The organism is Duncaniella muricolitica (genome assembly GCF_910574735.1).
GTDB lineage: Bacteria > Bacteroidota > Bacteroidia > Bacteroidales > Muribaculaceae > Duncaniella > Duncaniella muricolitica.
Window position 1 is genome coordinate 1 of record NZ_CAJTCF010000071.1, and the last position, 22,005, is coordinate 22,005.

Annotated in this window: 11 protein-coding genes, 1 tRNA gene and 1 pseudogene; 2 read left to right on the plus strand and 11 right to left on the minus strand. The window is 54.7% G+C overall.

Annotated elements, in window-relative coordinates; translation table 11 throughout:
• Positions 1-423: 423 nt before the first annotated feature.
• A tRNA-Arg gene (locus QGT73_RS13715) sits at positions 424-500 on the plus strand.
• A gap of 248 nt (positions 501-748) precedes the next feature.
• Here QGT73_RS13715 and QGT73_RS13720 read toward each other — a convergent pair.
• The 9 genes from QGT73_RS13720 to QGT73_RS13760 form a co-directional block, all read right to left on the minus strand.
• Entirely contained in the window at positions 749-2,872 is a 2,124-nt protein-coding gene (locus QGT73_RS13720; protein ID WP_280122806.1) for an endo-1,4-beta-xylanase, read from the minus strand.
• Positions 2,873-2,883: 11 nt separating this feature from the next.
• The gene (locus QGT73_RS13725; RefSeq protein ID WP_280122807.1) at positions 2,884-3,957 is read right to left on the minus strand and encodes a DUF5627 domain-containing protein; all 1,074 of its coding nucleotides are present in this window, start codon (positions 3,955-3,957) and stop codon (positions 2,884-2,886) included.
• Between the two features lie 46 nt (positions 3,958-4,003).
• On the minus strand, positions 4,004-5,767 hold the full coding sequence (locus QGT73_RS13730; RefSeq protein WP_280122808.1) for a RagB/SusD family nutrient uptake outer membrane protein: 1,764 nt from the start codon (positions 5,765-5,767) through the stop codon (positions 4,004-4,006).
• Between the two features lie 21 nt (positions 5,768-5,788).
• The gene (locus QGT73_RS13735) at positions 5,789-8,614 is read right to left on the minus strand and encodes a SusC/RagA family TonB-linked outer membrane protein (protein WP_280122809.1); all 2,826 of its coding nucleotides are present in this window, start codon (positions 8,612-8,614) and stop codon (positions 5,789-5,791) included.
• 27 nt (positions 8,615-8,641) lie between these two features.
• Positions 8,642-10,567 carry a RagB/SusD family nutrient uptake outer membrane protein gene (locus QGT73_RS13740; RefSeq protein ID WP_280122810.1) on the minus strand — a complete coding sequence of 642 codons (1,926 nt, stop codon included), beginning with the start codon at positions 10,565-10,567 and terminating at the stop codon, positions 8,642-8,644.
• 11 nt (positions 10,568-10,578) lie between these two features.
• Positions 10,579-13,713: a SusC/RagA family TonB-linked outer membrane protein gene (locus QGT73_RS13745; protein WP_425278405.1), complete on the minus strand. Its 3,135-nt coding sequence runs from the start codon at positions 13,711-13,713 to the stop codon at positions 10,579-10,581.
• A gap of 100 nt (positions 13,714-13,813) precedes the next feature.
• Positions 13,814-15,532, minus strand: a complete 1,719-nt coding sequence (locus QGT73_RS13750) for a glycoside hydrolase family 43 protein (protein WP_280122811.1) — start codon at positions 15,530-15,532, stop codon at positions 13,814-13,816.
• Between the two features lie 412 nt (positions 15,533-15,944).
• Positions 15,945-17,138: a response regulator gene (locus tag QGT73_RS17435; protein WP_341874123.1), complete on the minus strand. Its 1,194-nt coding sequence runs from the start codon at positions 17,136-17,138 to the stop codon at positions 15,945-15,947.
• 4 nt (positions 17,139-17,142) lie between these two features.
• Positions 17,143-19,935 carry a ligand-binding sensor domain-containing protein gene (locus QGT73_RS13760; protein WP_280122812.1) on the minus strand — a complete coding sequence of 931 codons (2,793 nt, stop codon included), beginning with the start codon at positions 19,933-19,935 and terminating at the stop codon, positions 17,143-17,145.
• A 329-nt stretch (positions 19,936-20,264) separates the two neighbouring features.
• Here QGT73_RS13760 and QGT73_RS13765 point away from each other — a divergent pair, with 329 nt between their 5' ends.
• Positions 20,265-21,503: a phage integrase SAM-like domain-containing protein gene (locus QGT73_RS13765; protein ID WP_280122813.1), complete on the plus strand. Its 1,239-nt coding sequence runs from the start codon at positions 20,265-20,267 to the stop codon at positions 21,501-21,503.
• A gap of 97 nt (positions 21,504-21,600) precedes the next feature.
• Here the strand turns inward: QGT73_RS13765 and QGT73_RS13770 are convergent, their stop codons facing one another.
• Both QGT73_RS13770 and QGT73_RS13775 read right to left on the minus strand, forming a co-directional pair.
• Positions 21,601-21,843 (minus strand): hypothetical protein, encoded by a 243-nt coding sequence (locus QGT73_RS13770; RefSeq protein WP_280122814.1) that lies wholly within the window; start codon positions 21,841-21,843, stop codon positions 21,601-21,603.
• A 66-nt stretch (positions 21,844-21,909) separates the two neighbouring features.
• Positions 21,910-22,005: pseudogene (locus QGT73_RS13775) on the minus strand (IS5/IS1182 family transposase); the annotation flags it as partial.

Genomic DNA, 22,005 nt, shown 5'->3' on the forward strand with positions numbered 1-22,005 from the left:
ACAAAACTTATTTGACTTTACCAAATAAAATTGCAGCTAATTACTATAAAATCAGCAGGTTGAATTTACTTATAATGGTGATGTCTATTCCACATTATCGCCTTAGCGTGTCCGCTGAATAGTTACACGTGATGACTGCAGTGGCAAAATGAAGAGATTGATAACGAAAAGTTTTTTGCCATACAGGTCTGGTCAAAGTTAATCAAAACCTTATTATTTTGCAAGAAAAATGGTGAAAACAGCGTGATGAAGGCGTAATTTGGAGTGTTTTGCAAGAAAACGGCGTGTAATAAGAAAATGCATATTTGCATATGACATAAAAAATATCTACCTTTGCACATCCGTTAGCGTGTAGCATCTCGGACAGACGGGATGAATGTGGTAAAAATCACCCGCCATCTCAGCCGCCCGATACGGAATGATGGTCCGGTAGCTCAGCTGGATAGAGCATCTGCCTTCTAAGCAGACGGTCATGCGTTCGAGTCGCATCCGGATCACCAAAGGGTCACAAATTCGACATGAGTTTGTGGCCCTTTTTCGTGTCCGCAAGCGATAACTATGGGAGCCGTTAAAAGATACGGGAGGCAGGTACGTGATGTGTACCTGTCTCCCGGTTGTTGATTATTGATTTAGGAGGAAATGGTTATAACTGCCGGCCGGTGTGGGGCTATTAGTTGTGTCAGAATGGTCTGTCAGCTTTGTCTGACGCGGCTATCAGCTTCTCCGGCGGAGCAATTATGTAGAGTTATCAGTCCTGTCCGGCGAGGCCTTCGGCTATACCTGCGTAGGCCGGTTTGCGGTTGAGTGCTGCGTTCCATATGCCTGTGGGCTGGTTGGGACGCCATCCGGAGCCTTCGGGGCTGTCGGTCTGACACCATAATGTGATGCCGAATTGCTGCTCGACGGGTATGATCTCGAAGTATTTGCGGATGATCCATTTGTAGTAGTCGGCCATGAGCTTGTGCTGCTCGAGGGTTACTTGAGCGGTGGGGATGTCGTTGCCGTTTTCGTCAACGAGTCCCATGTCAAGCTCGGTGATGCGGACGAGTTTGCCTGAAGCCGCCATGAGACGGAACATTTTTTCGATATGGTCGGCCTTGCTCTGTTGTGTCTGCGGGTTGAGGTAGTAGGAGATGTGCATCTGCGAGCCGATGCCGTCGATGCGTGTCACGCCGTCGCTTTCCCACTGTTCGATCCACGAGATAAGGCTTTTGAGTTTCTGGTTGTCGTCCCAGTCACTCTCGAGGTTGTAGTCGTTGATGAAGAGTTTGAGATCATCGGGGTTGCCTCCGTTTTCCTCAAAGTATTTGCGGGCGTATTTGACGGGCACTCTCACGAAGTCGTCGCCAAGGTAGTCCTGCCAGTAGAATTTCTTGGCGGCGTCGGGGTCGTTGACAGCATGCTGGAGATCATAACGCTGTCCCCATGGTCCGCCCGAGATGGGTTCGTTGACAACGTCCCAAGCCTTTACGTAGCCCTGGGTGGCGGCCATCATGCCAGACACCCAGCGTTCCATTTCGGCTTCGAGTATTTCGGCTTTCTGCTCGGGGGTGAGCTGGATTACATTGGCAGATTTCTCGTAGTAGATCATCATCGAGGCGATTTCGATTTTGCCATCATAGTTTCCTACGTTGAAGAGTATGCGTTTTGCTCCGTCTCCGTTGACCGTTCCTTTTACGGTGATGTCGTTCCAGTCAGTGTCAATGGCCATGCTTCCGAGAGAGCCGCAGTCGACGTATCCGTCGGGGTTTTGGAATAGGAGGTTAACGGAGCCTTTCTTCGAGCCTCTGACGCGCATGTCGATGAGGTAGGTCTGGTCGACTTCAAGCGGAGTTTCGGTCTCGTAGCAGACTTGTTTTTCCCAGTCCTTTGCTGCGGTCGAGTTGTTTATGACAAAGACTCCGTCGATTACGTCATATGTTATGTCACTGCCCCATCCTCCGAGCTTGTGGTCATCGGAGAAGTCGAATGTCTCGATAGGAACTTTGGTTTTGGCGATGTTGGCTTCGCTGTGAGAGAGTCTGATCCAATCGATTTCGAGAGAGCCGTCATATGTGCCCGGCTGGAATACGGAGAATCCGCCGGCTGTCGTGACGGGTGGCATTTTGATTGACACTTCAGACCATTCGTCGGTAAACGACATTCTTTTTTCCTGGAGGGCTCCCCAGTCGCCGAGCTGTACGTTGAGGTCGCCGGGTTTGCTGCCGCGTATACGGGCTGTGACGGTGTATTCGCGTCCTTCTACAAACTGGAGGCCATCCATTACGAAGAACTGATACCATTCGCCGGGATACTCCTTGACGGTCAGTACTCCGTCGACCATATCGGGCTTATAGCCCATCACGAAATAGGGAAATTCGGTCACGCCGTCATATGTTACAGTCGCGTCTTCGGTCTCGATCATATCACCGGGATCCACTTCGACGTCTTTGTCTTTGATGAGGCTGTTTAGCCACTTGGCGTTCTGCTGTTCATGCCAGCAGAGAGTGTGGCCGTAGACCTGCACTCCGGCCGAGCGGGCGTTTTCCACAAAGGCTGTGACTGTGCTGAAGTTCATGTCGCCTTTGTCGTCTACCACCGATGCATATTTCATGGCGTTTCCGGCCGTGATGATGTCAAAGTTGTGGTTGGTGAGGCGGTATATCACTCCTTTGCTGTTGTAGTCGCTTGCGAGGACACCTGTGCCGAGGAGGAAGCCCGGATGGGCACTCCGGTCGAGATAAGTTTTCAGGTCGGCATAGCTGTCGAGATATTCATAGTCGGTCAGGTCCTGAGGCTTCTCGACGGTGTAGGGTAATATATCGGTGTCGGCGCATGCTGCGAGCAGTCCGGCTCCGAGGGTTATTGCTGTGAATATTCTGTACTTTACCATGGTCATAGATATTATTGAACGGTGTAGCTGAATTCCTCGAATTTATTCTGACGGTCACGCATCACCATCCGTTCGTCGGTAGTCACCTTGTAGGTTGCGTGACGGCCTGTCGACTCGTCACATACATAGTCGATGGTGTAGGTGTAGGATAGTGTGAGGAGGTCGCGGTCCTTGTCACCCCAGGCTTTGGGTTCGCCCTGTCGGGTCCACTGTCCTTGTCCCGAGGCTGTGCATCCGGCCGATTGGGTAGAGACGGTGCATACACCGCGGTCGTCGATGTCGAGCAGGAGTTCACACACGAGAGTCTTTTCCGACTTTTCGCCGGCGGCGTCAATGACGGGGACTGTGTGGGTGAATGTGTAGACTGACTGTGTCAGGCTCTTTGTGACGAGATAGCGCAGCGAGGCTTTTTCCCAGAGGTCGGTGACACGGTTGTCGGTCTTTACTTCACCGTTGTTGTCGATGTTGTCGGTGCCTTTGCTAAGCCAGCATCCGTGATAGGGATTTTTATATTTCACGGCATAGAGCACATAGTCTTTGGGCTGTTTGGCCCAGTCGTCCTTGACGAGACGGCGGGGATTGGCTATGCCGTCCTTTGGTTTGCCCTGAAGTATGGAGTCAGCCGAGGAAGTGAGTACAATAGGGATTACGTAGGTGGTTTCGACCGAAGCGGGGTCCTCGAAATAGGAGTCGCTCAGCTGCACGCGCACACCTCCGAGCACATTGCCGGGCGTGATTACCATCTGGTCGCCCAAGATGGAGTAGTAGGAGGCCGGCATAGGGAGCACGGGACGGCCGTCGGAGAAGTAGAGTCCGTCGCACAGCGAGTTGTCGACGGTGAAGGCGGCCGAATGGGTCTCATTGTTGACATTAACGCCTCCGAGCACTGCCTTGATGTCAAACATGTGGGCGTTGTCGAGGTCGGTGTTGTAGTCTCCGTCGTCGCCCAATGTGATGGTGCGTATCGGTGCCTGTGTGCCGAATGAGATGGTCTGATAATCGAAATTGTCAAACTCTATATCGCTGTTGTGGCATGAGCAGAGGGATACGGTGAGTGAGGATATGATGAAAAGTGATTTTTTCATGAATATAGTATGTATAATGGTATTTATACTTTATAAGAAAGGTGGATTACCATCCGGCGTTTTGTTGCAACGCGTTGAATTTAAGCACTTCGGAGTAGGGTATGGGTCCGTAGTACATATAATCGCGATAGGAGCGGGTCTCCACGTCGATGGGTGTGAAGACGTTGCCGGTGATGTTCATGCCGCGAGCTGTGGCGTTGAGGTCGGATTTCCAGCGGCGGATGTCGAAGAAGCGGAATCCCTCAAAGCAGAGCTCAAGTCGGCGTTCGTTGCGTATGAGCTGTCTCATGAGGTCTTTGTCGGCCTTGACTTCTTCGAGATACGGGTCACCGTTGTCGGCACCGATACCTGCGCGCTGGCGTATGGCCTTGATGATGTCGTATGCCGAATATCCGTTGCTGCCTGTTCCTGTGGGACCCCAGGCTTCGTTGGCCGCTTCGGCATAGTTAAGGAAATACTCGGTGTAACGCATACGTGCCGTGTAGTGGGCTTTGCCGGAAGTAGTGCTGGGGTCGCAGTTGACATCCTGACGCAGATGTTTTTTCAGATAGTAGCCGGTGCGTGTCGATGTGGAAATCTTGCCCAAAGCATCGTTGTCGGAGCCGTCGGCCGCGGTGGTGATGGTGCGGTTGTCGTGTCCGGCAGTGCCACCGTTATACAGGATGTATTGCGCCAGACGGGGGTCTCGGCCGGTGTAGGGATCTGAGTCAGAATATCCGGCGCGGCTGTCGGTGATGGGATAGCCGTTGAGCATGGGGAAGGCATCGACGAGATTCTGCGTGGGATTGATGCGTCCGTTGCCGTAAAGAGTGGGTGGGAAATTTTCTTTCTCGAGGTCGGATGTGCCGTTAGCCTTACCGCTGCGCCATATGATTTCGGCGGGCGACTGATAGTCGGCGAGATTGTCGATGCCCGGGTCGCAATACCAGGTGCCGCCGTTGGGGTCGAGGCTGTCGGGGCCGCCCGAGTAGTTGACAATCGTAGCGTTGAGATTGGCGGCTTCCTCCCAGGTCACGCCCGAAGCCTCATAGGCCGGGCTGGCTGCCATAAGGGCGAGACGGGCGAGATAGGCTTCGATTATCTCGCCGCATATACGGCCGGTGAAACGTGCGCCAAACACTCGTTCGAGCTGTCCGTCGGTGATGCCGGGATAGCGTGAGCGCATGGTCTCGAAGCAGCTTTCGCCATAACGGGTGGGGAGCACTTCAAGTGCGGCTTTTGCGTCGCGCTCGATGGCATCCATGCACTCGGCAAATGTGTTGCGGGGTACGTTGAAGTTGCTCGAGGCGTCCTCGGGCACTTCCACAATGGGCACACCGAGCAGGTTGCCTGCGGCGTCAAAACCTGCATGAGACTGGAGGAGATAATACATGTGGATGGCGCGCAGACCGCGGGCCTCGGCCTCGAAACGTTTGCGGAAGAGCATGTTGACGGTCTCGTCCTTGGCCCAGGTCACGCGGTCGAGGTTGGCAAGGAGCAGGTTGCAATACTGGATGGCCGAACGGCATCCTTCCCATCGGTTGATGGGGTTGTTTTGCGAGGTCCATCGGCCCGAGGCTATGATGCGGTAGCTGTTGTTGGCGTCGTTTGATACAGCGTCGTCGGTAGCCACTTCGTTGAATGATATCGAGCCGTTGTCGGGGATATATATATATGCTATACCGAGCATGTTTTCGGCATATGACGAGTTGGATTCGAGAAAGTCGAGCGGGAGATTGTTCTCGGGCGCGGGCTCGAACACATCGTCACATCCCGTCAGGGCGGCCATGGCCACCAGTGATGTCAGGCACGGAATGATAAACTTTTTCATATGGATGATTGGTTGTAAGCGTTAGAAATTGACTTTGACACCGAGATTGTAGGAACGGTTCTGCGGAGCACCTCCGACTGAAGTCTCGCGATATTTGTGGCGGCTGCAGACTGAGAGGAGGTCGTTGCCGTTGACGTAGATGTCAAGACCTTTGACAAACTTGTCGGTAAACCATCTGGAGGGCAGATTGTAGGTGAGCTGCACCTGGTTGATGTAGAACGCGTCGGTCGAGAATGTCCAGAAGTCGGAAGTCACGAAGTTGAGGTCGCCGCTCTGTGTCGTGAGGCGGGGATAAGTGGCGGTGGCGGCTGTCTCGGGAGTCCAGCGTCCACGCACCATTTCGGAGTATTTGCGGTCGCCGTAGACCCATGCATAGCTGTTGTCCATGACGCCTGTCGCACCGGCGTTGCCCGAACCGGCCACGAAGAGGGTAAATCTCTTGTAGGCGGCGGTGAGGTTGAAGCCGAAGCTCCAGGGGGCCGACCAGCGTCCGAGCACCACCTGGTCGCGCGAATCGATGATGCCGTCACCATTCATGTCCTGATACTTGAGGTCGCCGGGCTTGGTGGTGTTGTTGATTACGGCCGAGCCGGCTATCTCTTCCTCGCTCTGGAAGAATCCGAGGCAGCGGTAGCCGCGGAGGGCGTCGACGGGAGCACCCTCGGTGCGCAGCCAGTCATACTCTACGTTTTCGCTCACGCGGGTATTCTTGGCCGTGGTGTACATCACGTTGGCTCCGAGAGTCAGGTCCACCTGGCCGAAACGGTGCGAGCCGGTGATACCGAGGTCAAATCCGGTGCGACGCTGGTTGTTATAGTTGATCCAGGGTGTGAACGAGCTGTTGGGATAGTAGGTCTTGAAGTAGCTCGGATAGAGATTGGTGGCCTCGATGGGGAGTCCGTCGGTGTTGACGGTGAAGAACTCGGCGTTGAATTTCAGCGCGCTGTTCCACAGAGAGCCTTCGATGCCTACGTTAAACTCTTTGCGCTTGATGAACGTCAGGTCGGGATTGGCTCCCTGGCGTGACACGAATGTCTGTATGCCGGTCTGGGTGTCGTTCCATCCCCACCAGTCACCGTCGGCGGTAAACTTGTTGTCGTAGAGATAGTAGCCGTTGATGTCGAGGTCCTGGAGTATCATGCCGTAGGTGGCGTTGAGTCTCAGCTCGTCGACCACGCTTGAGCCTTTGAGGAAATCTTCCTGACTGATGCGCCATCCGAGGCTGCCGACAGGCGAGAAGCCGTTGCGGTGGCCGGGGGCCAGCTTGGCGGAGTGGTTGAGAGCTCCGTTAAACTCGGCATAGTAGCGGCTGTCATAGTTGTAGGCGGCGCGCATGGCGAGCGAGGCATTGGTGGTGCGGTGATACTCGCCTGTGATGGTGCGCTTGTAGCCGTGGGCTATGAGGTTGGCCTCGATGCCGTGGAGGTCGTTGAAGCGGCGGTTGTAGTCAAACTGTCCGGAGAACATGAGTGTCTGACGCTCGGCCGAGCCGCTGATGTTCTGCACGCCCGAGCTGAGATCGTTGCCAAACTTGGTTATGTCGGCTATAACATCCTTGCCGCCGTAGTTGCTCCATGAGGCCTGATAGGTGGCGTAGGTGTTATTGATGGAGGTCGAGTAGCTGGTGTTGTAGTCGACCGCGCCGCGGGCCACGAAGCGGAGTCCCGGGGTAATCTTGTCGAGGCCGATGCGCACTCCGGCGTCAAACTGCAACTGACGGCTTGTCCACTTGGAGTAGCCGGCGGCATACATTGCGGCGAAGGGGTTGGTCTGATACTGCTGCGTGCCTCCGAGCAGGTATTTTCCGTCGACGAGGAATCGCGAGTTGTTGACGAGCACCCATGAGTTTTCGTCATCGGGCTCGATGGCTCCTATCGGTATCAGCGGCACCAGCGGTGACGACCCGGGGATGGTGGGACGCATGTTGGCCGACTCTGCCCAGTAGTTGGCCAGGTCTGTGCGGTTGTCATAGAAGGTCGCGCTGGTGTTGACCCATCCTGTCACCCAGTCGTTGAGGCGCAGGTCGATGTTGCCGCGCACGTTGAGACGTGTGGTGCCGTTGTTCTTGCCCTCGCCGAAGTTGAGGATGTCGTCACTGTGATAGAGACCGATGAGGGCGTAGAAGGTGGCATACTTGCCTCCGCCGGTAAACTCTGCCTGACCTTCGTAACGCCATGAGTGGCTGCGCAGATAGTCGTCGGAGAAGAAGTTGATGTCGGGGTAACGCCATGGATTCTTGCCTGAGGCATAGTTGTAGATGTCAGTCTCGGTGAAGGCTGCTTCGAGTCCGTCATTGCGTCGGGCCTCGTTATAAAGGGTCATGTACTCGGCCGCTCCAAGATATTTGGGATAGGCCTTGGGGACAAAGAGTGTAGCGTCGCCTCTAACCGACACCTGGAGTCCGGTGGTGCGGCCGCGTTTGGTGGTGATGAGTATCGCGCCCTTGGAGGCCGCGCTGCCGTAGAGCACCACGGCTTGCGCGCCTTTCAGAAACGAGATGGTCTCGATCTCGGCGGGAATGATGTTGTCGGCGTCACGGGGCACACCGTCGACGAGCACGAGGGCGTCGCCCATATTCCAGAGCTGACCGTTGTAGCCGGCCACAAGGCTCTGCATGTTGGCGAGGCTGTATGTGGTGTAACTTTTCTTCTGAAGGTCCACCATGTTGACCTGCGAGACTCCGCCGAAGATGTCGTCGGGCGATGCTGTGCGGAAGGGGAGCTGCACCTCGTTGCCCAGCGAGTCGAGTGCGGCGGCGTTGTCGTCGGCATCGGCCAGAGCGGCGGCCGGTGTGAGCATGATGGCTGCCGCCAGTGCGGGATATATCAGTTTATGTATTTTTTCCATTGATGTGATTCTTTAGAGTGTTTATGATCACCAGCCCGGGTTCTGGCCAAATTCGACATACATCTTGGAGTCGCTGACCTTGAGGGGCAACCACCAGTGTTTGTCGGTGAAGTTGCGGGTGAGGATTACCTCTTCGTGAAATCCTATAACCTCGTTTTGTGTGGGGTCCTGGATGTTGACGCCCTTGGAGGAGTCTTTCTCCACGCCTGTGAGGTCGCCCACACGCTGAAATTCCTGCGAGGTCTTGATGTTGTAGGGATACTTGTCGAGGAGCAGCCAGCGGCGCAGGTCGTTGAAACGGTGGGCCTCAAATGCAAGCTCCACGGCACGCTCGCGGCGCACTTCGCCCATGAATGCTTCGAGCGAGCCTGTAAACTTGGCGTTGACCGGATCGACACCCGCACGCTCGCGGATGGTGTTGATGGCGTCAAGAGCCGAGAGCGAGCAGTTGGACGAGCGTCCGGAGGGCGCGCCGGTAGCCTCGGCGGCGGCCTCGGCATACATCAGGTAGATGTCGGCCAGGCGCATGTAGGGCACGAGCATGTGGTTGTTGGCTCCCCAGTTGCCGGCTCCCTGATTATCCCACTGGTTGAAGTCGTCGCGGATAAACTTGTAGTTGAGATAACCTGTGCGGCTTCCCTTGATGACGTCGCGCATTACTCCGTCGGTGTAGAGCGGGGCGTAGCGTATGGGGTCAGCCGCGGCGTCGCCGCCAAGTTCGAGCTTGCATCCGTCAAAGCGTATGTCGTGATAGAAGCGCGGGTCGCGGTCCTTCCAGGGATGTGACTTGTCAAAGCCCGAGTCGGGGTCGTCGAGTGGCAGACCGTTGGCCATGCCGTAATAGTTGACATAGTTGGCCGTGGGCTGGAAGATGTTACCTCCTTCGGGGTCAAGGAAAGCTGTGCCGTATGAGCGGGTCTGGCCCCAGTTGGAGCGGTTCCATTCAATGACGGGGTTGCGGAATATTGCTTCGGTCGAGCCCGGCATCAGTCCGCCCTTGCCGTGGGTGAGGAAGAGCTCCTTGTAGTTGGCGAAGTCGACGAGCGAATACTGTGTCTGTCCGCTCTCCACGAGCGAGAGCAGCTCGCCGAAGGCTTCGGCGGCGCGGCGGCACATGTCGGTGTTGTAGGTCTGCGAGCCGGTCGACTCCCAGTTCATGAGCGGGCTGCCGGCCCAGAGGAGGTCTTTGCCGAGATAGCCGAGGGCCATGATTTTATTGATGCGCAGCTCGTTGTTGCCGCGTGTGGGTGCGCCTGTCGAGGTGTTGTCCCAGTTGACAGGGAGCAGCGAGGCTGCTTCGCTGAGGTCGGCTGCGGCGAGATTGGCACAGTCGTGGTAGGAGAGACGGGGCAGAGTGAGCTTGCCGCCCGAGAGCACTTCGTTGATGTAGGGGAGACCGCCGAAGTACTGCATGAGCTGGAAGTGGAAAAATCCGCGGAAGAAGAGAAGCTGTCCGCGTATGATGTCTCTCTGCTCCTGAGTGGCCTCGGTGAGACGGTCGAGGTTGGCCAGGCCGAGGTTGGCCTTGCGGATACCGTACCATGCGCCCTGCCAGAGGGTGGGGCGGTCGCCCACCTTAGCGGGATCGGGAGCATAGTCGGTGGAGAAGTTGTTGATGTCCATGAAGCCGCACTGCCAGCCGTCGTGCTCGGCCTGCCAGCCCCAGAAGTCGCCCTGGTCTACCTTGTAGCCCATGAAATAGTCTTTGCCGACATTGATGATTTCGTCCTCGCCCCAGTTGAAGGAGTTGTTCCAGTAGCCGGTGGTGAAGTTGGGCACGCAGAAGTAGAGCTCTTCGACAAATCCCTGGAAGTTGCGGAAATTCTTGAAGGCTTCGTCGGCGGAGATTTCGCTCTCGGGTGCCTTGTCAAGATAGTCGGTACATCCGGTCAGGGCTGACGCTGACATGCCGGCTAATAGAAGATATGCGATATATGACTTGATTTTTTTCATTTTTCGATGGATTAGATGTCAAATCTGAAACCTATGTTGAAACGCTTGACCGTAGGATATGCGCCCTGGCTGGCGTTGCCTGTGCCGGCAAAGTTTGACTCGCGGTCGTCGGGCATCTTTGACCATACCCACAGGTTGTTGCCGTTGAGATAGAGCTTGAGTGACGAGAGGCCCAGATGTTTGATCCAACTGCCCGAGGTCCAGGTGTAGGCTATCTCGACGTTCTTCAGACGCACGTATGAGCCGTCATAGTGGTTGTAGCGGTTGTCCCAGCCGTTGTAGTAGGAGGGGGTGGAGTTCCACACGGGAAGAGGACGGTCGATGTCGTCGCCGTAGGGGGTCCAGAAGTTGACACCGGCAAAGAGTGTGTTGAGCTTGCCGCGGTATGACTCGAAGACCACGGTGCGGTTGACGTTGGTCACGCCGTAAAACTGCATGTAGAGGCTCCAGCCTTTCCAGTCCCAGCCGATGGTGGCGTTGTAGGTGTTCTGCGGTGTGCCGCTGAATCCGTAGGGGGTGCTGTCGGACGAGTCGATGACACCGTCGCCGTTGTAGTCGACCATGATGGGCTGTCCGGGGAGCTTCTGGTTGTTGTTGGAGTTGTGGGGTGTCATGGCGATGACGTCATCCCAGGTGTTGGCATAGCCTGCGTCATAGATGATGTGGTCCTGGCCGATGGTAAAGCCGGCGGTCTTGCGGTAAGACTCGAGCAGTTCGGGGTCGTCATATTCGAGCACCTTGTTTTCGGCGTGTGTCATGCTGAAGTTGCCCCATACGTGCATGCCGTTGCCGAATGTCTTGTTGAGTCGGAGCTCAAGCTCGTAACCCTTGCTTGATACGCGGCCGAGGTTGGCGGTGGGGGCTGTGCCTCCGAAATAGGAGGGGATGGCACGGCTGCTGCCGTTGACCAGGATGTCGTTGCGACGCTCGTTGAAGATTTCGACTGTACCGGCCACGAGTGATTTCATGAAAGAGAAATCTATACCGAAGTTCTGCTTGAGCGACTTCTCCCAGTGGATGTCGGGGTTGCCTATCTGCGACTCCTTATACCATGTGTAGGGCGAAGTCTGGCCGTCTACGGTCGAGAGCACGAGCGGTGCGTGGGTGGCCCACTGTGTGGCGTAGATCCAACGCTGCCAGATGTTGTCATCGCCCACCTGGCCGATAGAGTAGCGCACCTTGAGGTTGTCGAGCCAGCCGCGGCTGAAGTTCATGAATTTTTCCTGACTGATGCGCCAGCCTACGGCTCCCGAGTTGAAGAACTCGAAGCGGTGGCGGCGGTCAAATTTCTCCGAGCCGTTGTAGGCACCGTTGTATTCTACGAAATATTTGTCGGCATAATTATAGGTGGCGCGGAAGGCCCAGTCCTCGCGATAGTTGGGAAACTCGCTGCCGGTGGCACGCTCGTCGCGGTTGAACACGCCCATGGCTGTCACGTCGTGGTTGCCGAACTTGCGGCCCCAGTTGATCTGTGCCTGATAGAAGAGATTGCGCTGTGTGGCCCAGTCGCGTGTGGCACCGGGCTTGATGCTCCATTTCATGTCTTCGGAGAAGTCGAGGCCGTTGGTCTGGGTCTGCTTTTTCCACATAGTCTCGCCTGTCTCGGGGTCAATCCATTTAGTTTGCGGTTCGTAATAGTTCTCGCATATGCCTCGGTCGGCCTCGACAAACACGTTGTCCCACGACACTGTGGCACTTGCGCGCAGTCCCTGGGTGATGAACGAGAGGTCTTGCTCAAGGGTGAAGTCGGTGTTGATGCGTGTGGTGGTCGTGTATTCCACACCGCCGGTGGCGAGAATCTGCATTGAGTTGGGTGCGCCCTGGCTGTTGGCCGGATAGTAACCCCATGTGCCGTCGGAATATCTGGGGATAAATGCATCGGCAGGTGCACCGTAGGCTGCCTGCCACATCTGTGTGGCACCGAAGGAGTCGTCCGAGACGTTGTAGGGCGATTTTTTCTCGCCGTGCGAGCCCGAGATGTTCATCTTGAACACGGTGGAGCGTGTGATGTTGAAGTCGAGGTTGGAGCGCACGTTCACGCGGTTGAAGCCATAGCCGCCTGTGTAGCCGCGGCCGGTCTCGTATTCGCGGAAGAGGTCACCCTCATGGAGAAAGTCGATGGAGGCGAAATATTTCACGACCTTTGTGCCGCCGCTGATGTTGATGTTAGGGTTGTAGGCAAAGGCCTGTTTCTTGAACAGAGCGTCCTGCCAGTCGACGTTGGGATAACGCTCGGCTTCCTCGAGATTGGCCGGATTGCGGTATTTCTCGATGATGCTCATCGGTGTGATGCTGGCCCATGATTCGGGAGTGAGGCCGAGCTCGCGCTCGATGACGCGGTTGCGCATGTATAAGGCTTCGGGAGAACCTTCGGTGCCGGGGAGCTGCGAGGCTACCTTGGCTGTGAGGTTCATGCCCACCGATATCTTGGCGCGTCCTTCATTGCCTCGCTTGGTGGTGATGAGGATTACACCGTTGGCTCCTTTCACACCATATACGGCGGTGGCCGAGGCGTCCTTGAGCACAGATACCGACTGGACCGAGCCGATGTCGACCGACGACATGGGTCGCTCGATGCCGTCTACGAGGATGAGAGGGTCGCTGCTGTTCCATGAGGTCTGGCCGCGGATAACGATTTTGGGGTCCTCGTCGCCGGGCATACCCGATGACTGCATGGTGACAACGCCCGGAAGGTTGCCGGTAAGGGCCGCGCCGATGCTCGACACACCACCGGTCTTGGCGAGAGTCTCGCCCGTGGCCTGGGTGATGGCACCGACGAGCGACACTTTTTTCTGCTGTCCGTAGCCGACCACAACCACTTCGTCGAGCACTTCCGAGTCACTCTGGAGAGTGACGGTGACATGGTTGCGCCCGTTGAGGGCTACTTCCTGCGACTTCATGCCTACATACGACACGAGCAGGGTGGCTTTTAGCGACTTAACATTAAGAGAAAAGTCTCCGTCAAATCCTGTGGCGACACCGTTGTTGGTGTTGCCTTTCTCCTGGACTGTCACACCGATGAGGGGTTCGCCGGTGTCGTCGACGACCGTGCCGGTCACGATGTCGGCCATAGCGGCCGATGTACCCGTGACTAACATAGCCAGCAACAGGAGAATGTAATGAAGTTTTTCAGTTACATTTTTCATTGCAATAAAGTTATTAAAAATGATATTAGATTGAATCTTTGTTCAATTTCTATTATAGTATGGTAAGGGGAATGGTAAGGAATGACAGGTAAGGCATTTATCATTCAACGTCAGATGCGTAAAGGCCTATGGTGGTGCCGGTGAATCCTCCGGCCTTGGCCGTTGACATGAAAGCGGCGTCGAGATCTGAGGCCAGTGTCTGCCATGAGGAGCCGTTGTCGGTAGAGTAGGCGAAGTCAAGGCTGAGGCCTTTTGACTCCACGCGCAGGTCGACCGACGAGTTATCGGCTTCGAGAGCCTGGAAGGCGAGTTCTTCGGTGCCGGTGTCGGAGATGCGTCGGAGCACTATGTGTTGCGAGCCGTCTCTGAGAGCTTTGCCGAGAAAATACTGGTGGAGTTCGTCCTTGAACAGCAGCATGCCGGCACACTGCCTGTCGTGGGAGGGAACAAAGGTGAGTGTGGTCGAGGCTGTGTATTTATGGTGCTGTATGCGGCGGCATACAAAGGGGAGTACAGCCTTGTCGGTTGAGTTGACGTTGCCACACCTGAGGGTGAGATGTCCGGGGTTGGATGTAAGGGAGTAGTATTCGGTGGCCGGGCCGCGCAGGGTGTGCCACTCAGGGCCGAGGATGCTGTCGGTGAAGTTTTCTTTCCAAGCAAAGTTGCCGGTCATGGATGAGGTGTCACGCACGGTGCCGGGCATGTCAAACTGCATGGCTACGGTTTCGCCCTCGCGTGTGATGTAGGGCCATCCGTCCTCGGTCCAGCGCACGGGGAGCATGAATGTCTCTCGGCCGAGATTCTCGATGTCGTTCTCAATGGGTCGGCATGCGAGAAATACGCTCCACCATGATCCGTCGGGTGCTTTGACGAGGTCAGCGTGTCCGGCGCATGTTACGGGATTGCTGCGCGAGCTGTCGAGTGTGCGCTGGGTGAGTATCGGGTTGCCTTCCCACGGCTCGAAGGGGCCCATGGGCGAGTCTCCGCGATATATCACTTCGCTGTGCTGAGTGCTTGTGCCGCCCTCGGCTGTCATCAGATAGTATTGTCCGTCTATTTTATAGATGTGGGGGCCCTCACACCAGATGGGTTTGTCCTGGGGGCGCACTCCTTTATTGACGATAATCCTGCGTTCGCCGACACAGCGGTCAGTGGCTGTGTCAAACTCCACGATTCTCACTGTCCGGTGGCCGGGATACTCGGGCTCGTTGTCGGGAGCGTCATCGTTGTTGACTATGTAGGCCTTGCCGTCCTCGTCAAAGAAGAAAGCGGGGTCGATGCCCTGCACTTCGGGGAGCATAATGGGGTCGCTCCAACCCTCGGCTGGATTTTGTGTCTTTACAAAGAAGTTGCCTGCTCCGACATTGGTGGTGACCATGTAGTAGGTCTTGTTGGCGGGATTGTAGGCGATGTCGGGCGCAAAGATGCCGCCGCTCACGTGTTGTTTCTCGAGATTTTTAAGTTGCGAGGGGCGGTCGAGCACATAGCCTGTCTGTTTCCAGTTGACGAGGTCGCGGCTGTGAAACAGGGGCACCCCCGGATAGTAGGTAAAGGTGGATGTCACCAGATAGTAGTTGCCCTTGTCATCGGCGCAGATGGAGGGATCGGAATACCATCCCGGCAGGATGGGGTTGTAATACGAGCTTTCGCCGGCCGGAGGATTGGCGGCATAGAAGTCATCGTTGCCCATGTAGGAGAATGAGCTGAAGATGGCGTGTGAGTCCTGAGGCTCTATGCCACCTGTGCCGGTCGCGCAGCCTGTGACAGCCGTCGCCAGCAGCATGAGGCCTGCATGTAGATGACAATGCTTGGTTTTCATGATTAATTATGGTTTATCGGTTACGTTTCTTGATATGTCGTAATTGAGCTATGTCGGTTGCCGGGACGTCTGCGTGAAAATGGGTCGAAGGAATCGGGCCGGTGTCAGCGTCGCGACCCGATTCCTTGACCGCAGTCCTAAAACAATCTACCTGTACATATTCTCAATGAAGAAGTCATGGCGGTGTCTTTTGATATATGGCAAAGTTACATCCATCCTTGTCCATGTGCGTTAAGTATCGTAACATGTAAAATAAAATACCGGTGCGGTCGTTAATATTTGTAATAATTGTGTTAATAATTGTCTCATTGTCGATGTGTAAAGGTGTGTGGGCATATCGGAAGCCGGGTGTATGAGTGTCATAGTACACTCATACACCCGGCTTTTTCACGTAACTTCTCAGTTGAGGCGGCTATGTGTCTGACTCTTTCCGGCCAGCTTCTGAACGCAACTCTCCGCTGAGATATTTGGCTCGATATTCCGACGGAGAGAAGCCTGTGAATTTCTTGAATGCCGTCGAGAAGTAGGTCTGTGAGGTGAAGCCTACGGCATATGCTATCTGTGTCACCTCGACGTCGGGTTTCTGAAGAAGTATACAGGCTTGTTTGAGACGCGTGTTGCGGATGAAGTTGCTCGGGGTCATGCCTATGAGATCCTTGAGCTTGCGGTGGAGGTGTACGCGGCTGATGCCTGCGCTCTGGCCGAGCATCTCGACGTTGAGCCCGGGGTTGTCGATGTTGTCGTTGATGATGCTGATGATGCGTTCCATCAGAGCTTCGTCATAGCCTTTGATTTCAGGCACCGGGGTGGATGATTCGGTGTCCTGTACGCCCGAATATTTGCCTTTGAGACGCAGACGGTTGTCGATGAGGCTGTCGATAAGCGAGTCGAGCTCGTTTATACTGAACGGTTTGCTCAGATAGCCGTCAGCTCCACGGTCCCATCCTTCGATACGGTCGGCAATGTCGCTCTTGGAGCTGAGTATGATGACGGGTATGTGGTGGAGGTTGATGTTGTTTCTTACGAGCCGCAGGAATGTAAGTCCGTCCATCACCGGCATCTTCACGTCACACACCACCAGGTCAACACTCTCTTCGGTGATAATCTTCATGGCCTGAGAGCCATCGGAGGCGGTGACAGTCCTGTAGCCAAGTTCCTCAAGGTGGTGGTCGATGTATTGGCGCAGCTCGGCGTCGTCATCGACTATGAGTATGCGTTTGGCGTGTGCGATGTTGCGCCGGCGGCTTATGGTGTTGTGATTGTCAGGTGTTGTGAGGTCGTTGCCTACAATGTTGCGGTCGTTGCGAATGCTTGCATAGCCTGTTGTCTCCTCTTCATTGTCATGTTCGCGCTGAAGTTCGGAGGGGGCGTAAGCCGACTCGCTGACGGGTATTGTAACTGTAAATTCGCTGCCTCGGATGCCGTCGGTGCGGTTGCGGCCGCTGATGGTGCCGTGATGGAGCTCGGTGAGGCGTCGGCACAGGTCGAGCCCGATGCCTACTCCGGCGGTGCCGGCTGTGTGATTCTCTCGTCCACGGTAGAAGCGTGTGAATATCTTGTCCAGATTGCGCGGATCGAGTCCTATGCCGGTGTCGGTGACACGTATTACACTACTTACCCCCCCCCGATTTCAGTGAGTTAGCTGTAGATAGCAATACTGTTATCTCTCCTCCCGGCTGGGTATATTTAATGGCATTGGATATTATGTTGACCAGGATTTTGTCGAGATTATCGCGGTCAATCCATACTTTTTCGTCCGGTTGTCCTGAGTGGTCAAATGTCAGTGTAATCTTCTTGTCGGCAGCCTGTGGCTTGAACATGTCGACGAGTTCGCCGACAAAGGCTGTGAGGTCAGTCTTACGGCACAATAGGCGCATGCCGCCTTTCTCGATTTTGCGCAGGTCGAGCAGTTGGTTGATGAGCGAGAGTATGCGCTGGCCGTTGCGGTGCATCACGCGCAGTTTCTCGTTGACAGCCGGTGAGAACGGTTCTCGGAGCAGAGATTCGAGAGGCGTGAGCATCAGTGTTATCGGTGAGCGTATGTCGTGGGAGACGTCCATGAAGAATTTTATCTTTGCGTCGTAGATTTTTTCCTCTCTTTTCTTTTTCATCACTATGGCCGATAGCACTATCACCGACAAGATTATCAGCAGGTAGATGGCTTTTGCCACATTGCCCATATACCATGGAGTGGAGATTTTGATGAAGATATGTGACTCCTCGGAGTATATGTTGTTGTCCATTGCCTTGAGTGACAGGCTGTAGGAGCCGGGGTCGAGGTGGGGTAGATATATCACGTTATCACCCGGGGCAGAGATGACCCAGTCGTTGGAGTAGCCCGACAGCCTCCACATGTAGCGCACATTGGCTCCGTCACGAAAGTCGAGAGTGGAGAGCCGCAGCGTCAGAGCGTTGTCTTTGTAGGGGAGTCTTATGCTTAGCGGCTCGGCCGATGTGATGACTTTACGTCCGTTGATCTCGGTCAGATTGTTGATGCGCTCGCCGTTGAGCAACATGGATGTCACTCTCACTTTGGCGTCAAATCCGGTCTCGGGGATTGAATCGGGACAGAACATGGTGATGCCGAGGTCGCTGCCCAGCACAATGTCGCTGTCGGCTGTGGGCCGTCCGAATGAAAAAGCGTTCTCTTTAAGTCCGTATCCGCCGTAATATACTGAGATGTCTTTACCGTCGGCCGACATGTGGTTGAGTCCGCGTTTTGTAGCTATCCACCAACCGCCGTTGCGGTCGGTGATGACTGCTCTGACGTCATTGTCGGTGAGACCGTCAAGCGTGGTGTATTTACGCAGCAGAAATTTATGTGGGTCGTAATGTACCAGTCCATGGCTTGTTCCGGCCATGACTGAACCGTCGGATTGCGGCTCGAGGGCAAATGTGGCACCTTTGACAAACGGAGCCTGGTCAAGAGGAGACAGTTCGTCGGCTGCAATGTCGTAATAGGAGATGCCTCCGTAGAGGCCTATCCACACAGCGGAAGAGTCGGCCGACAGTTCCATTGATGTGAAGTAGGGATTGTTGAGCCTTCCGCCTTCGGTGTCTGACTCATACCACTTGCGAGAGCCTGTCGAGGGGTTGTATCTCATAAGCCCTATGCCGTGAAATCCTGCCAGAATGTCACCGTCGGGAAGGACGCAGGTCTTGAGTGACGGATATTTGCCGGGATAGTCGAGGACTTTGCGCAACTCGCGTCCGTCGGGGAGCGAGATGCTCCATATGCCGTCGTTGGATACTCCGATGTACAGACGGTCGCCTGATGTTGTCAGTGATGTCACTGCCCCGTGGGATGGAATGTCGACCTGCGATAGCTTGCGGCCGGAGCTGTCAAGCTCCGCAACACTGTTGGCAAAACCGACGATTATCTTGTTGCCCCACACGGCAAAACCGCCCAGACCTCCGCAGAAGTCGGGCAGTGAGGATGACAGCGGATGGTATGAGAACGGGATTGCCTCGCGCGGGATGCATGCGAGGCCGCGGTAGTTGCAACCTATCCACAGGTGGCCGTCACTGTCGGCGTGGATGCTTCCGAGCTTGGTGTCCTTGAGGCTTATGGATGGCAGATATACGTCGGGATAGCGAGTGGCTTCACTCGCTCCCGGCTCTATTTTCCAAAGGCCGTCGGCGGCTGTGGAGTAATATACGCTGCCATCGGGTGACTTGGTGAAATTCTTGATGTATTTACATCCGTCGTTATCCGAACAGATGGTGCTGACACTATTGTCATCAGCCGATATGCGAAAAATGTCGTTGACCGAACTCAGCAATATATCACCGTTGTCTTCAATCACAATGTCGGTGATGTAGGCATCGGTGACACTGACCTCCGAGACATTGCCGTTGCGGTTGACGATGGCGACCTTGCCGTTGTTGGTGCCTACATACAGGCGTCCGTCAGGGGCTGAGGTGAGACAGTTGAAGCCGAGCTCGGCCGTCCGGTTGAGCAAGTATCTCACTGCAGTCGGCCGTTCGCCGGTCTCGTCGATAATGTATAGGCCGAGCCCGCCGACAATAAAAGTTATGGTGCCGTCGGTCTGTTCGCATATGTCAGCTATATAACCGCTGTAATTGATTGAGGGGAGAGTGATGCGTTGAAAAGAGTCGGACTGTGCGTCATAGAGATTCAGGCCGTTTGACGTGGCGGCCCATACGCGTCCGCGAGAGTCGGCGAAGACATGTATGATGCGGTTGTCGCTGATGGTGCCGGGGTTGTTTTCGTCATGACGGTAGTAAAAGTAGTTGTTTCCGTCAAATTTTATCAGGCCGTTGTCGGTGGCAATCCATAGAAAACCGTCATCATCGCGACAAAAATCCTCATATATGCCGACAGTGAAAGCCGGGTCGGAAAACATGCGCCCTGTGCGGGCCGTTACGGCTACCGCTGTCACACTTGTCAATATCGCATATATACTCAATAACAGTACACATATTCTTTTTGTAATGTTCATGGCAATGATATTTCACAATTCAAAGATATATCTTTTTGGTCACACATTACATATCATATTTCTGAAAAATCCCGGCATGTCCAAAATTTAACGACTATGTTACATTTTTTAACGCAAAAGGGGATGATGTGGTGTCGGATTGGTGTATACGTTGGCAGTGGTAGTGAGAGGGGGGGCGAGATGTCAGGGCGGAAGTTGGGCGGTAAGGTTTTTGTGGATTAATTTTGGCTGTTTTTAACTTGTTTTTTTATAATGTACAAAAAGCAGCTATGGCAACGATTAAAGTAAAGTTTCGCCCGTCGGCGGTCGCAGAGCGCGAGGGTGCAATCTATTATCAGATTATACATGAGAGAAGGGTGAGGCAATTGCTCACGCAATACAGGGTGATGCCTGAGGAGTGGGACGGCTGCCGCATGACGGTGAGGGTGGTTGCTGACAGTGTGCGCCGCAGACATGTGATGGCTGTGCGCGAGATGGTGAGATGTGATATGGAGCGTCTTGTGCGTATAGTACGCCGTCTTGATGACGAGGGTCTGGGATATACGGCCGATAATGTGGTCGAGGAGTTCAGACGATATGGCGAGGAGTATTCGCTGTCGAGCTATATGGAGGATATGATAAGACGGTTGAGGGGCAACGGCAAGATCAGGACGTCGGAGACTTACAGGTCGGCGTTGCTGAGTTTCCGCAAGTTTCTGTGTGAGTCGCAGGTGGACGGATGTATGGACGGAGGCCGGGATATCATGCTTGACAGTCTTAACAAGGAGGTGATGGAGGCTTATGAGGCATGGCACCGCAATCGCGGGGTGATGCCAAATACGATTTCGTTCTATATGCGCATATTGCGTGCGGTGTATAACCGTGCGGTGGAGGCTGAGATTATTGAGAACCGTTATCCGTTCAGGTATGTCTACACGGGCATTGACAGGACTGTGAAGCGGGCGTTGCCGCTGTCGGTCATCAGACGCATCAAGGGGCTTGACCTGTCGGGGATGCCGGGGCTTGATTATGCGCGCGATATGTTTATCATGAGTTTTATACTCCGAGGCATGAGTTTTGTGGATATGGCTTATCTGCGCAAGTGTAATCTTCGCGACGGTTATGTGACTTACCGACGGCGCAAGACGGGACAATTGTTGACTATAAAGTGGACGCGCGAGATGCAGATAATCCTTGACAAGTATAGGGAGAATGCGAGTGATTTTCTGTTGCCTATCATCCGCAGAGGTGATGTGAATGAGCGTGTGGCTTACCGTAATGCGGGTTATAGCATCAACAGGAGTCTGAAACGTGTCGGAAGAATGGCCGGGCTGGAGATACCGCTCACACTCTATGTGGCGCGCCACAGTTGGGCGTCGGCAGCCAAGGCCAAGGGGGTGCCTGTCGGGGTAATCAGCGAGGGGATGGGGCATGACAATGAGGCGACGACGAGGATATATCTGGCGTCGCTTGACACGTCGGCCGTCGACAGGGCCAATGCTCTGATACTCCGAGGTCTGGTGCAATGAGGAACGCGGGGAGACACATGACGGCTCTGTGCATGTGTCTCCCCGCGGTTGCCCGAGGGTTTTTGAAGATGTCAATATTGTGTTTTACAGTTATAGATTATTTTTTGAGCTCTTCGAGGATGGTGGAGACGAGGAGGTCGTGGTCGCGGAAGTCGGGCCGCGGGGTGACTGTGCCTTTGCGGTCGACGAGGAAGTAGTAGGGGATGCCGTCGATGCCGTATCGGTCGTAGATGGCTCTGGACTGGGCTTCGGTGAAGAGGGGGGGAGTTTTTTTGAACTTTTTATGTGATTTTTTTGAACCTGTCGCGAAAATTGAGACATCGCGGCGGTAATTTTGCATCGTAGACAATGAGAATGGCCCGGTGGTGGAATCGGTCAGACACGCTTTATATTGAAGTTGTTTAAACTAATTTGATTTGTGAAATTTTTTAAGGAAAATAACGATAAAAGCGAGGAAATTCCAACCTTTCCAACTGGAGACGGTGGTATCGAAGCGGTTGAG